General features: G+C 41.4%; 12 protein-coding genes and 1 pseudogene. 9 read left to right on the forward strand and 4 right to left on the reverse strand.

Translation table 11 applies throughout. The annotated features are described in order from the left end of the window. Positions 1-125: 125 nt before the first annotated feature. The 3 genes from H1X92_RS14695 to H1X92_RS14705 all read right to left on the reverse strand — a co-directional run bounded on the left by H1X92_RS14695 (position 126) and on the right by H1X92_RS14705 (position 4,063). Positions 126-1,346, reverse strand: coding sequence for a flagellin N-terminal helical domain-containing protein (locus tag H1X92_RS14695; protein WP_180560841.1), 1,221 nt, complete (start codon positions 1,344-1,346; stop codon positions 126-128). Between the two features lie 133 nt (positions 1,347-1,479). Further along, entirely contained in the window at positions 1,480-2,673 is a 1,194-nt protein-coding gene (locus H1X92_RS14700; RefSeq protein ID WP_180560842.1) for a FliC/FljB family flagellin, read from the reverse strand. Between the two features lie 181 nt (positions 2,674-2,854). Further along, the gene (locus tag H1X92_RS14705; RefSeq protein ID WP_180560843.1) at positions 2,855-4,063 is read right to left on the reverse strand and encodes a FliC/FljB family flagellin; all 1,209 of its coding nucleotides are present in this window, start codon (positions 4,061-4,063) and stop codon (positions 2,855-2,857) included. Positions 4,064-4,240: 177 nt separating this feature from the next. Here H1X92_RS14705 and fliD point away from each other — a divergent pair, with 177 nt between their 5' ends. From fliD to fliT, 3 genes are read left to right on the forward strand one after another with little or no spacing between them, the layout of a single operon-like run. Next, a complete protein-coding gene (gene fliD, locus H1X92_RS14710) occupies positions 4,241-5,650 on the forward strand; it encodes a flagellar filament capping protein FliD (protein WP_180560844.1) in 1,410 nt (469 codons plus the stop codon). A gap of 3 nt (positions 5,651-5,653) precedes the next feature. Next, positions 5,654-6,061, forward strand: coding sequence for a flagellar export chaperone FliS (gene fliS / locus H1X92_RS14715; RefSeq protein WP_180560845.1), 408 nt, complete (start codon positions 5,654-5,656; stop codon positions 6,059-6,061). Continuing rightward, complete coding sequence (fliT, locus tag H1X92_RS14720) at positions 6,051-6,386, forward strand: flagellar protein FliT (RefSeq protein ID WP_180560846.1); 336 nt, start codon at positions 6,051-6,053, stop codon at positions 6,384-6,386. The genes fliS and fliT overlap by 11 nt, the downstream gene beginning before the upstream one ends. Positions 6,387-7,182: 796 nt before the next feature. On the opposite strand, the gene fliE is transcribed toward fliT, so the two are convergent. Next, complete coding sequence (fliE, locus tag H1X92_RS14725; RefSeq protein ID WP_180560847.1) at positions 7,183-7,494, reverse strand: flagellar hook-basal body complex protein FliE; 312 nt, start codon at positions 7,492-7,494, stop codon at positions 7,183-7,185. A 275-nt stretch (positions 7,495-7,769) separates the two neighbouring features. On the opposite strand from fliE, the pseudogene fliF reads away from it, so the two are divergent. The 6 genes and pseudogenes from fliF (at position 7,770) to H1X92_RS14755 (ending at position 14,126) form a co-directional block, all read left to right on the forward strand. Next, positions 7,770-9,440 (forward strand): annotated as a pseudogene (fliF, locus tag H1X92_RS14730) (flagellar basal-body MS-ring/collar protein FliF). Beyond that, positions 9,437-10,429 (forward strand): flagellar motor switch protein FliG, encoded by a 993-nt coding sequence (gene fliG / locus H1X92_RS14735; protein ID WP_180560848.1) that lies wholly within the window; start codon positions 9,437-9,439, stop codon positions 10,427-10,429. The pseudogene fliF and the gene fliG overlap by 4 nt, the downstream one beginning before the upstream one ends. Further along, complete coding sequence (fliH, locus tag H1X92_RS14740; RefSeq protein ID WP_180560849.1) at positions 10,422-11,162, forward strand: flagellar assembly protein FliH; 741 nt, start codon at positions 10,422-10,424, stop codon at positions 11,160-11,162. Before fliG ends, fliH begins: the two co-directional genes overlap by 8 nt. Beyond that, entirely contained in the window at positions 11,159-12,544 is a 1,386-nt protein-coding gene (gene fliI / locus H1X92_RS14745; protein WP_180560850.1) for a flagellar protein export ATPase FliI, read from the forward strand. The genes fliH and fliI overlap by 4 nt, the downstream gene beginning before the upstream one ends. Further along, complete coding sequence (gene fliJ / locus H1X92_RS14750) at positions 12,541-12,981, forward strand: flagellar export protein FliJ (RefSeq protein ID WP_180560851.1); 441 nt, start codon at positions 12,541-12,543, stop codon at positions 12,979-12,981. The genes fliI and fliJ overlap by 4 nt, the downstream gene beginning before the upstream one ends. Then, positions 12,981-14,126, forward strand: a complete 1,146-nt coding sequence (locus tag H1X92_RS14755; RefSeq protein ID WP_180560852.1) for a flagellar hook-length control protein FliK — start codon at positions 12,981-12,983, stop codon at positions 14,124-14,126. Before fliJ ends, H1X92_RS14755 begins: the two co-directional genes overlap by 1 nt. The last annotated feature ends 103 nt before the right edge of the window (positions 14,127-14,229 follow it).

Below are 14,229 nucleotides of genomic sequence, written 5' to 3' on the forward strand. Positions count from 1 at the left end.
CTTATTATCCGAAATTAAATTTAAGATAATGGCGAAAATAGCGATAAAAAATGGCCGTTTTTTACTTAGCGACGATTTTTAACCGCATAAATTGCTAAAGTGGCAAATCTATAATTAAAGAAAGGTTAGCGTAATAAGGTTAGTACCTCTTGCGCTGATTGATTGGCCAACTTTAAGACCGAGGAACCCATCTGTTGTAAAAGCTGGGTTTTAGTTAAATTGGCCACCTCGTAGGCAAAATCAGCATCCTGAATACGGCTACGGGCAGCCTGTAAGTGGTTAGTGGTATTGGCTAAATTATCAATGGTGGCTGCCAGCCGATTTTCCGTTGCACCAAGAGAACTGCGATAACTATTGATTTGGGCTAAGGCCTTATCGATGCGGGTTAAGATATTGTCATTAGTCGCTGGCGTTGGTTGCAACAGAACTCCTGGTAATCCTGGTATGCCACTAGTCACATGACCACTCAGCCAAATATGCATTGATGTGGAATTAAATGAGGTTGTCATATCATAACGATCACCATTTGCCGTTATTAGCATATATTCAGAGGCAATTAGTTGGCCGGTGGTATTATCTATTTTTTGATGTAAATTAAAGTCTCGACCAAAAACTGCATTTCTGCTTAAATTCGACACATTAGTGCCACGAATTTTTATATCGGTTACAGCCAAAGGCTGCGTGATATGACCTGCCGCCAATAAATCCCGATTAATATCACTTAGTGAAGCGGGGTTAATATGATAATCAGAATAAGCTTGCGTGCCGGGTATTGGATTCAGCGGATTAGTTGGTTGGCTAGTACTATTGGAGCGATTAGTTAAATCCAAATCGTCTATTGCTAACGCCTTAGTACTTATTACTTGGCCACCGATTTCGATCGTATCGCCATAATTGGCGCCAACCTGCAACAAGGTTTTGGCCTGTCTGGCGAATACCTTAATGCCATTAAAATTGGTTTGCTCAGCAATACGATCAATTTCAGCTAACCGCTGATCGACTTCCTGTTGTAAAGTTTTGATATCCTGATCAGAGTTAGTATCATTTAATGCTTGCACTGCCAAGCGCCGAATGGCATGTAGGTTATCGCTCATCTGACTTAACCCCCCTTCGGTGGTTTGCAGCAAGGAGATGCCATCATGCGTGTTACGTGCCGCTTGTGATAAACTAACAATATTGCTGCTGATACCATTAGCAATCGATAACCCAGCGGCATCATCTTTAGCACTGTTAATGCGCAGTCCAGTCGCTAAACGCTGGATAGTGGTTGTCAGGCTCTGTTGCTGATTATTCAGTGCTCGTTTAGCAAAGCGCGCTGCATGATTGATATTGGTGACAAATGCCATACTGTTTTTATTCATTCAGATAATAATAATGATAATTAATATTGCTGTAGCTAATATCCATCGCTATTTTATAACTTTGGCCGGCAAAGCCGGCCAGTAAAAAAACCACCAGAATAGTGGTTAAATAAAGCAATTAACGTAGTAGAGAAAGTACTGACTGAGTAGACTGATTAGCCATCGCCAATACCGTAGTGCCCGCTTGTTGCAGGATCTGACCGTTGCTCAAACGAGAAACTTCGTCAGCAAAGTCAGCATCCTGAATACGGCTGCGCGCAGAAGATAGATTGTTGATAGTGTTATTCAGGTTCTCTACCGCTGCTTCAAAGCGGTTTTGCATCGCACCTAATGAACTACGTAGGGCAGAAACGCTAGTCAAAGCATCATCCAGGCTGCTAAGGACTTTATCGTCACTTAACATACCAGCACGAGCCACTTTAGTATCGACAGCACCGGCAACTGCATCGGCAGTGATCTCTTTACCGAGAGTTACATCTACCGCTTTATCCTCACCATTAGTACCAACCGCTTTAGTTGTTAATGTCACTTCATGAACTTTAGTTGCATTAGCCGTTGTTGTATCCACTAACACATATTGGCCATCAACCGCTTTACCAGTAGCGGCATCAATTTTTTGATGTAATTTCTGCGTACCAGTTAGTTTTGTAGTACCACCAATTTTAACATTATCATCAATCAAAGCTTTAGTTGCTGACGCTGGGAATGAAAGGTTTGCATCCTTACCAATATCTGCCGATGAAGTTGCTGCAGTAGCATAATCAGCATAAGACTTAGCAAAAATATTTAAATTCACTTCTTCAATTTTTAACTCACCAGAAGTAATTTTCTCTAATGCGATCTCAATCGTTTCACCGTAATTGGCACCGATTTGGATAGTTTTCATCGCATTGGCACTTAATACTTTAGTGCCGTTAAAATCAGTCTGCTCAGAGATACGGTTGATTTCGTCTAAACGCTGTTTGACTTCATTTTGCAGTGTAGCAATATCGCTGGCAGAGTTAGTGCCGTTACTAGCCTGTACCGCTAAACGACGGATCGCTTGCAGGTTATCATTAACTTGCGCTAACGCCCCTTCAGTGGTTTGTGCGAGCGAGATACCATCATTGGCATTACGCGCAGCTTGTGTCATACCCATAATGTTAGAAGTCATGCCATTAGCAATTGACATACCCGCCGCGTCATCTTTAGCGCTATTAATGCGTAGGCCAGTTGATAGACGTTGAATAGTGGTACCTAAGGTGTCTTGGGTTTTATTTAGTGCTTTCTGTGCATTTAGCGCAGACATATTGGTATTAATAACCAGAGCCATAATTGTTCCTTTATTTCAGTTTTTATTGATCGCCAGTTTGCCTGGCTGATTATCTTTATCGGCCCATCCACGCTAAACTTGAGCACCATTTGCTATATTTTCGCTACTAATAGCGACAAAAAAGCCGGCACTAGGCCGGCAAAGTAAAATAATAAATTGACTAATTAGTTTATCGCTGACATTAACGCAGCAAAGAGAGTACTGACTGAGTAGACTGGTTAGCCATCGCCAATACCGTAGTGCCCGCCTGTTGCAGGATCTGACCGTTGCTTAAACGAGAAACTTCGTCAGCAAAGTCAGCATCCTGAATACGGCTACGCGCAGAAGATAGATTGTTGATAGTGTTGTTCAGGTTCTCTACCGCTGCTTCAAAGCGGTTTTGCATCGCACCTAATGAACTACGTAGGGCAGAAACGCTAGTCAAAGCATCATCCAGGCTGCTAAGAACTTTATCGTCACTTAACATACCAGCACGAGCCACTTTAGTATCAACAGCACCATCTTGTGCATCTTTAACTTCATCACGAACAGTAACTTCAACTTCTTGTTTAGTATTATTACCCGTACCAGTGACTTTAAATGTCAAATTCACATCATAAACTTCACCAGAACCATCTTTCTTGATCACAAATTGACCATCAATAGCTTTACCGGTAGCGGCATCAATTTTTTGATGTAGTTTATTAGCGCCGATTGCGCCTACTGCAATACCACTTTGCCCTGCTCCACCAGCAACAATTTTAATATCCGCATCAACTAATTTATTCGCTGCCGCTGCATAAATTGGATCGTTAGCCGTTGCAGAAATATCAGTTGTTGATGCATCTGCAGTAGCATAATCAGCATAAGACTTAGCAAAAATATTTAAATTCACTTCTTCGATTTTTAACTCACCAGAAGTAATTTTCTCTAATGCGATCTCTATCGTTTCACCGTAATTGGCACCGATTTGGATGGTTTTCATTGCATTGGAACTTAATACTTTAGTGCCGTTAAAATCAGTCTGCTCAGAGATACGGTTGATTTCGTCTAAACGCTGTTTAACTTCATTTTGCAGTGTAGCAATATCGCTGGCTGAGTTAGTGCCGTTACTAGCCTGGACGGCTAAACGACGAATCGCTTGCAGGTTATCATTAACTTGCGCTAACGCCCCTTCAGTGGTTTGTGCGAGCGAGATACCATCATTGGCGTTACGCGCAGCTTGCGTCATACCCATAATGTTAGAAGTCATGCCATTAGCAATTGACATACCCGCCGCGTCATCTTTAGCGCTGTTAATACGTAGGCCAGTTGATAGACGTTGAATAGTGGTACCTAAGGTGTCTTGTGTTTTATTCAGTGCTTTCTGTGCATTTAGCGCAGACATATTGGTATTAATAACCAAAGCCATAATAATTTCCTTGTTAATTTTTCATAATGCCAAAACGCTTGGCTGGTTTGGTTATCGTCGCTGGGTGTTAATTCTTTAATTATTTGAGCCAATAAATTTATTTTGTCTATTGACTCAGCTTTTTTTAGTGAGTGCCGATAACAGGGATAACCTTGCTCACATGAAGAGGAAAAGATCATGTCAAATATGACAGTATTAGGTGCAGGATCTGGCATGCCAATTGGCGAATGGCTGGATAAATTAGAAAGCTCTGAGAATCAAAAACTGAATCCTTTAAAACAAAAGCAGCAGAAATACGATAAACAGATCAGCGCCTATGGTGCATTGCGTGCTGAACTAGATAAATTACAGCAAGCTTCAGAAACATTGATGAAGTTTGACAAAATCACAACCACTGCTGTCAATAAAGACCATAAAACCGTGGCTGTCACCACCGATGAGAAGGCAGCAGCCGGTAATTATGAGGTGATTGTTGAACAATTAGCCCAGGCACAATCCTTAAAGACCAACACTATTGATGATGTTAAGAAAAAACTGGGCGGTAATGTTACCAGTGGCCGAGAGCGGATATTAGTTATTAAGCAAAACAGCGAAAAGCAACCACTGGAAATTAAACTGAGCGATGAACAAACATCACTGCTGGAAATCCGTGATGCGATCAATAAAACTGATGGTAATGTCACTGCCAGCCTGGTAAAAATCAAAGATGGTGAGCATCAATTAGTCCTGACTTCAAAGAAAACCGGTACTGAAGCAAAAATGGCTATTGAGGTGCAAGGCGATAGCACACTGGATGCTATTTTTAACAGTAATAGTATGATTGAAACCGTTAGCGCACAAAATGCCAAAGTAAAAATTAATGGCATTGATATTGAACGGCAAACCAATGAGATTAAAGATGCACCAGAAGGCGTGACCTTTAAATTGATTAAGACGGCTGAAAAAGATACCAGCAATAACAACGCGCTGATAGCAGAAACTGTCAATATTACTAAAGATATCGAGCCGACTAAAAAAGCGATTAAAAGCTGGGTTGATGCCTTTAATAGTTTACATAGCTTTTATAAAAGCCAAACCAAATATATCCCGACTAAACCGGGTGAAGCACCTTCGGCTAACAACGGTATTTTATTAAACGACAGCTCATCAGCAATGATCTTTTCCCAAGTGAAAGATTTGACGCTAAATGTGCAAGATATGCCCGATATGAATCATTTGAACCATTTTGGTATTGGTTTTAATCATGAAGGAAAAATAACCATTGATGATAAAAAATTGGATGAAGCGCTAAAAGATAGCCCAGCCAAAGTTAAACAGTTCTTTATGGGTGCTGGCGATAAAAGCGGTTTTGCCACTGAAACCTTTAATTATTTAAAAAAGACCCTGGATAAACTGGAAGGGCCACTACATTTAAGCACTGAATCACTCAATCACCAGAAAAAAATGTTAGCGACAAAAATGGAAAGTGTTCAAACCACCATTGCCGCCACACTTAAACGTTATCAGAAAAAATTTATCGCGATGGATCAAGCTATCAGCAATATGAAACAGAGCAGTAACTCCTTAATGGCCCTATTAACAAAATAAATTATGAATAGCTCAACTGTCGAAACTTTGTATGCGCAAGTGGATATTGAAAGCCAAATTTTAAATGCTTCACCTTATCAACTGGTGCAAATCTTATATAAAGAGGCGCTTAGCGCCTTAAAGCGGGCGGTCATTTTTATTGAACAAAACAATATTCAACAAAAAAACAACGCTATCTCCAAAGCGATTGCCATTATTGGTGAAGGACTCAATGGCGGTATTGATCGGGAAAAAGGCGGTGAAATTGGCGAAAATATGACCCTATTATATGACTATATGATCCGCGAATTGCTGTATGCCAGTCTGCATAATAATGTTGATAGAATTCAGCATGTGATTAAATTATTGACTGACTCAGCTGATACCTGGGACCAACTTAATGATCCGGCAAGAAAATCTAATGTACAATGAGCAACATACCTTCCTGAGTGCTTATCAACATTTGCTGACCATTAGTCAGCAAATGTTATCGCTGGCACAGCAAGCACAATGGGAACAATTATTAATTAGCGAAAATAGTTATCAACAAGCGGTTGATCAAGTCACTGCAATAGGTTCAATTGCTGATCTACCTGAGCCGCTATGCCATCAATTGACTGAACTATTACAAACGATATTAACCAATGAAAATGCCATCCGCCAATTGATGGAAAGCCGCATGAATGAGCTGGCGGTGTTAATTAAACAGACCGCGCAACAGCAGCAGCTTCAATTCCGTTACAGTGAAACGGAATAATTAATTTAGTCCATTTTTGCTGTTAATCTGATTATTTATTTAATAATTACCAAGCTCAATTGTGCTTTATTGACTTAGTCAGAGGCTATTTTATATTGTTCAAGCAATTAAAAAAGACCGCTTAAGCGGCCAAAACATAATACCAGGGTAGTTAAATGACACAGAAATTACTGCGGGGAAATAATAAATCAGCATGCTTTTTGAATTAGAAATTTGGCAAATACCTAAGTCTTTATACCCTGCTTCCTGTTCCAAAAATCTCCTTTGCTTGTTGCTATAATTTATTCTCCTGAATAATAAGTTATTTTATTGCTCCGTTTTGCTAAAGATGATTTAAAATATCATTACAGTTTTTAAACTATTATTTGAGTTGCCTGTTAGTTTAAAACTATCAGTATTGCTTATTTTATTAATAATTATTTAATTTATTTTGTCTGTCATATTTTAATAAAAGAAAATACGCAACACGATTTGCAAGTTCAATCAGTTTTTTTTCCCGCAAAAACCAATATTCATATAATCACTTTTAAATTTAATAGCTTACAATAAAAAATTATTAGTTAATTTTGTTATCTAGATTACTATAACGATATTTATTATTGAAAGAGGTAGGTTTAAGATTATTAGTAAACATAATTTCATCAATAACCGACATTGCCAGCGAAAACGCTAGCAATGATAATTATGGCTATCTTTTATCAGTTAGTGGATATTATTTACCATAACCAAATTTATTACCGGCAAATAATAACCAAGATAGCCACTTGTCCATGGCTTAATTACACTAAAAGCTCATTTAAACTGGCATATTCATGATTTCCTGATAGGCACCCACTAGCTTGTTTCTCACCTGAATACCAAACTGAAGTGATAAACTGGCCTTTTGTAAATCAACCATCACATCATTAAGCTCAACCCCTGGTTTTTCCAAGGTTAATGCTTGTGCTTTCTGACTCGCACTCACCCTGGTCTGATTAATTTTACTCACCGCAGTTAACAAATGACTGGCAAAACCGGATTGCGGTGTCGCTGTTAACAGTATATTATTTTGACTAACCATGTCTGTTGTCATTTTCGCGATAACAGATTGAATGGCTGGAATTGACATAAAAACCTCTACCTATTTTTTCCAATACCTTTCTCTAATCTGTGCCATCGTATTAACTCATCTTTTGGCACTGAGCGGAAAATAACCCTACCACAAGTCAAATAAATCAAAACCGACAATTAGCGCCGAACTAAAAGTCTATTTCAGCCATTAAACCAAGGCACGACAAACGATAATATAAAGATGAAACTGGAAATACTTTATCAGTATGAGGAAGCCACTTTGTTACGCCACGTTATCAATCTTCATCAAGAACGAGAAGGCAAGGATTGTCTATGAATGCCGTAAATACTAATGGAGCAAATCCGCTCAAAGGATTAAGTACCATTTTCGACAAAATAAAATCTGATCCTAAAGTACCGCTGATCGTTGCAGGTGCTTTGGCAATAACTTTTTTCATCGCTGCTTTGTTTTGGCTACAGGGACCTGACTATCGCCCAGTTTATACCAATCTTAGTGATAAGGATGGCGGCGAAATTGTTACTCAGCTAAGTCAAATGAATATTCCTTATCAACTATCTGCCGATGGTAGTATGGTTAAAGTGCCGGCTGATAAAGTGCATGAGGTTAGACTAAAGTTAGCGCAACAAGGATTACCAAAAGGCGGCAATGCCGGTTTTGAGTTACTGGATCAAGAAAAATTTGGGTTGAGTCAATTTAGCGAACAGATCAACTATCAACGTGCTTTGGAAGGTGAATTAGCCAAAACCTTTGAATCATTGGGAGTTGTGCAACGCGCCCGCGTACATTTAGCGATCCCCAAACCGTCACTTTTTGTGCGCGAGCAAAAAGATCCTACCGCGTCGGTCACCCTTAACCTACAAAACGGCCGTAAACTGGATGAAGGCCAGATTGCCGCTATTGTGCATATGATCTCTAGTAGTGTCAGTGGTTTAACTAGCAATAATGTCACTATCGTTGATTAGTTAGGCAATCTATTGACTCAGCCCGATGGCATTAGCCGCGATCTTAACGTGACGCAACTCAACTATGTGCAATCGATAGAGAATCGTTATAAGCAACGTATCGAATCGATTATTATGCCACTGGTTGGCCGAGGTAATGTACACGCACAAGTTACGGCGGAAATTAATTTTGCCCGTACTGAAGAGACAGCGGAAGAGTACAAACCCAATCAGCCACCCAATGAATCAGCGGTGCGTTCAAAACAGACCAGTCGCAGTGAGCAAAACGGTCAATTATTAGTTGGTGGCGTACCCGGTGCGCTATCTAACCAACCAACACCGGCACCAAAAGCACCGATTGACAAACCTAATGATAAAAATGCCCCGCAGCCAGTAAATAATAATCATAATAGTCGGGTTGATGAAACCACCAACTATGAGATAGATCGTCGCATTCGTCATACTCAACATCAAATTGGCAATCTACAGCGACTTTCAGTGGCCATCATCGTTAATTATGCTGATACCGATAAAGATAAAAAAGAAAATGATGATAGCTTACCGCTAACTGATGAAAAATTAACACAAATTAAAACCTTGGCACGAGAAGCGATGGGGTTTTCTGAGCAGCGTGGCGATAGCCTGTATGTAGTAAATGCACCATTTGAAGCCCAAGACGCTGAACTTAAACCGCTTGAGTTTTGGCAACAGCCAGTTTTTATCGCCAACGTGTTAGAGATTGGTCGCTATTTGCTGCTATTACTGTTGGCCTGGTTATTGTGGCGTTTTGTGGTCAAACCCCAATTACAGAAAAAACGTGAAGCAGAGAAAGCCGCTAAAATGGCGTCTGATCTGAAAGCGAAAAAAGATGCGGAGCAGGCTGCTTGCCAAAAAATTGAGCAAGATGAAGCTGCGCGTCAAGAACAGACCCGTCAACGTGTTAACGCAGAGATGCATACCCAACGCTTACGTCAGATGGTACAAAAAGATCCCCGTGTGGTGGCAATGGTTGTTCGTGATTGGATGAGTAAAGAATTATGAGTCTTAGTGGAACAGAAAAAAGTGCAGTGATGCTAATGTCAGTAGGTGAAGAGCAAGCCGCTGAAATTTTTAAACACTTAAATAGCCGTGAAGTACAAAAATTAAGTGTGGCTATGTCAAGTTTACGCCAAATCTCTAACCAGGAATTGTCAGATGTATTGGCCGAATTTGAAGAAAATGCCATTCAATATGCGGCTATTAATGTTAATACCAATGATTACCTGCGTTCAGTATTAGTCAAAGCATTGGGTGAAGAGCGGGCCAATACCTTGTTAGAGGATATTTTTGAAACCAAAGAGACCGCTACCGGTATTGATACGCTGAACTTTATGGAGCCGCAGATGGCGGCAGATATGATCCGCGATGAACATCCGCAGATTATTGCCACCATTTTAGTGCATTTAAAGCGTGAACAAGCGGCCGACGTGTTAGCTTTATTTGATGAAAAACTGCGTAATGATGTCATGTTAAGAATTGCTACCTTTGGTGGCGTACAACCCTCCGCTTTAGCTGAGTTGACTGAGGTGCTGAATAACCTACTTGATGGACAAAATATTAAGCGTAGTAAAATGGGTGGTGTGCGTACTGCCGCTGAAATCATCAACTTGATGAAGAGTCAGCAAGAAGAGGTGGTTATTAGTGCGGTTAAAGAGTATGACGATGAACTGGCACAAAAAATTATCGACGAAATGTTCTTGTTTGAAAATCTTATTGAAATGGACAATCGTTCTATGCAGCGTCTGTTGCAAGAAGTGGAAAACGATTCGCTGGTTATTGCATTAAAAGGTTGTGAACAAAATTTACGCGATCATTTCCTCAACAATATGTCACGTCGAGCCGCTGAGATCATGCGCGATGATCTGGCTTCACGTGGCCCTGTTCGCCTGTCGCAAGTGGAAGCAGAACAAAAAGCGATCTTGTTCATCGTTCGTCGCTTGGCAGAAAGTGGTGAAATTGTGATGAATGGCGGTGAAGAAACCTATGTCTAAAAAATCGCTCTCACCATGGCAGCCCTGGCTGCCAGACGAAATTACCCTTTGGCCAGGTTTAAATCCTGTGATCAATAATCAGCATGTTGCCAGTGATACGCCATTAGCTGAACAGAGTGAAAAAGATGTTTTAGCGCAAATCAATCAACTGGACGATTTAAAAGCGCAAGCTAAAGAAATCGGCTATCAAGAAGGTTACGCGGCTGGACAACAAACGGGTTTGACGGATGGTCAGCAACAAGGATACCAGGCCGGTTATCAGCAAGGTTTAGCTGAAGGCCATCAGGCAGGTGCCAATGATGCCAAAAATGAGATGGCCGCTATCATCCAACAATGGCAAGCGCTATTAACTGAGTTTCGTCACTCCTTAGAAGGATTAGACAGTTTCATTGCTTCTCGTTTAATGCAGATTGCCCTGCAGGCTGCTCGTCAGGTATTAGGCCAACCGGCGGTTTGTGATGGTAGCGCATTATTGAGCCAAATTAGTCATTTTCTACAACAAGATCCGCTATTGGCAGGCCGTCCTCAACTACAAGTTAATCCAAATGATATGGCACTGGTTGAATCACAACTAGGTGATAGTTTAACCGCTAATGGCTGGCGTCTGATCGCGGTGCCAGAGCTGCATCGATATGGTTGCAAAATTAGCGCTGAAAATAGTGAATTGGATGCCAGTTTAGAAACCCGCTGGCTTGAGCTTTGTCAGTTGATTATGCCGGAGAAATGTCAATGACCGCAAAACTTGCCCGCTGGTTAGGCCGAATTGACAGCTTTGAAAAGCAGCTTATCCAGCTAGCGCCAGTGCGCCATTATGGCAAATTAACCCGCGTGACAGGTTTAGTGTTAGAAGCAACCGGTCTGCAAATGCCGTTAGGAGCAAATTGTTTAATAAAACGCCAACATCAAGCAGCCAGTGACGAGATCACGTGTGAAGTGGTCGGTTTTAATGGCAATAAAATGCTATTAATGCCTTATCAGGATCTTGAAGGCATTGTACCCGGCGCTCAAGTCTATCATCCTTCAGTTTCAGACAAGCAACAAAACAGCGGTCAACAATTCCCCCTGGGCCCCGCGCTACTTGGTCGTGTTCTGGATGGTTTTGGTGAACCATTAGATGGCAAACCCTTGCCAACCATAGACAGCTTTGCATCGCTAGTTACTGCGCCAATTAACCCCTTACAACGAGAATCAATTAACCTGCCACTTGATGTAGGGGTAAGAGCGATTAATAGTTTACTGACGGTCGGTCGCGGCCAACGGATGGGATTATTTGCCGGCTCTGGAGTTGGTAAAAGTATTTTATTGGGCATGATGGCACGCTATACCCAAGCTGACGTGATCGTAGTTGGCCTGATCGGTGAGCGCGGCCGAGAAGTTAAAGACTTTATTGAAAATATTCTCGGCCCGGAGGGTTTACAGCGCTCGGTGGTTATCGCGGCTCCCGCTGATGTCTCGCCGCTTTTACGTTTACAAGGCGCAACTTACGCCACCCGGATTGCCGAAGACTTTCGCGATCGCGGTTTGAACGTGTTACTGATTATGAATTCATTAACCCGTTATGCCATGGCACAACGTGAGATTGCATTAGCGATCGGAGAACCTCCGGCTACGAAGGGTTACCCACCATCTGTGTTTGCCAAATTACCCGCCCTAATAGAGCGTGCCGGTAATGGTACACAAGGTAGTGGTAGTATCACCGCTTTTTATACCGTACTAACAGAGGGTGATGATCAACAGGATCCGATTGCCGATTCAGCGCGTGCTATTTTAGACGGTCACATTGTCTTGTCACGTAGCCTGGCAGAATCTGGCCATTATCCAGCTATCGATATCGAAGCTTCCATCAGCCGGGCAATGAACACTCTGGTGGATAAAAGCCATTTTTATCAGGCTCAACAGTTCAAACAACTATTATCTCGTTATCAGCGTAATCAAGATCTGATTAATGTTGGCGCTTATGCCGTTGGTAGTGATCCGATCCTTGATCAGGCCATCCAGCTTTATCCCCATTTGCAACAATTTTTACGCCAAGATTGCGATGAGTACTGTTCAAAGGAGAGCGCCTATCAACAGCTTTGTCAGTTATTTCCCAAAATCACTAATGAGGAAGCATGAAAGCAAGCAATTCCTTCACACTATTACGTGATTTAAGCCATAAAGATAGCAACCAGGCCGCAGTAAAACTGTCGCATATTCGACATCAGCATCAACAAATGCTGCAACAACTGACACAACTGCTACAGTATCAGGATGAATATCGCCAACAGCTTAATAGTATGCTTCATCAAGGCACCTCTTGTGCAATATTACAAAATTATCAGCAGTTTTTGCTGACCCTTGAACAAGCAATCACGCAACATCAGCAACATTTAGTTGAATGGCAACAGCGAGAAACAAGTGCAGAACAAAATTGGCAAGGCAAACAGCAAAAAACCAATGCCTTCAGTAAGCTACAACAACGTAGTGACCGTTTACAAAAAAAACGTGCTGATCGGCTGGAACAAAAACAAATGGATGAAATGGCGCAACGAGCCGTTTTAAGGACATCATAATGATAGACACATCGCTAACATTGACCGCTAATGGGCACGCTTCTAACCAACCATTATCATCATCGCATTCGGACAATTTTGCCCAGATGTTAACTAACCATTCATCGCCGGCAAAAGAACAAAGCGTAACAGATAATGCTGACTCAGCTATTGAACAGCAGGAAAATACCTTACCTGCTTTCAATGACTTTTTAACTGAGGAAAGCAGCACAAAAATTGATGAAGCAACAGCACCATCAGATAACCCGCAATTTTCGCCATTAACCGCTAATCAATTCATTGATCAATTACCCATTCAACTGGCAGAGGTAGCAACACAGCTACGGCTGGAAAATGATCGCGCAACACTAGCCGATGAAACAATCGAGCAAGCGATTATTGAACAATTAGCTAATAATAGTGACAATAGCGATGAAAAACTGCATTTCAAATCGCATTCTCAGCTCGCTACTTCCACAAGCCATAGTGCAACAATCGAATACCCGCTGGCCAATTTATCAGCACCGTTCAATGAACAAGCAACATCGCAATCTCTGTCGTTACAACCGGCCATGCAATCTAATATCAATGTAGCAACCCTGACCAATACGGCAGAAAATCCAGAATTAATTAGCCTATCGCCAAACAATAATAATGCGATCCCTTTAATCTCTTTGTCAGCCAATCCTGCATTAACTCAGTCAATGACAGCTAACATCAATTCTATGGCTTTGACTACGCCGATTGATCAGCCGGAGTGGGGACAAAAGTTTAGTGAGCAGATTGTCATGCTCAGTCGCCATGGCGCACAACAAGCCGAGTTACGTCTTCATCCGGAAGAATTAGGTAGCCTACAAATTCAACTTAAAATTTTTGACGATAAAGCGCAACTGTCAGTCGTGACCGCTAATCAACAAGTTCGCCAGATTATTGAAAGCAATCTGACACAGTTACGTCATGCGCTATCAGAACAAGGCATACAACTGGGGCAAACGCATGTTGGCGAGCAACATAACGAGCAAAATAGTGCGCAAGATAATCAACCGGCAACGCCGCTATCATCAATAACTAATGAGACCAATGAGCAAGAGAGTGATAGTTCATTAACTAAAGTCCAGCAAACTAACCAGGCACAAATAACCAGCGGAATTGATGTATTTGCTTAAATCCATTTGCTTTTTTTTACTTTTTCTTGTGGGGGAACATTCCCCCTATCCTTATCAACATTGTTCAATGACAAAATAACCGCCTATTTTTACTGTTTTATTC

Origin of the sequence: Arsenophonus endosymbiont of Apis mellifera (assembly GCF_903968575.1) — a bacterium.
In the GTDB taxonomy this organism is placed as follows: domain Bacteria; phylum Pseudomonadota; class Gammaproteobacteria; order Enterobacterales; family Enterobacteriaceae; genus Arsenophonus; species Arsenophonus apicola.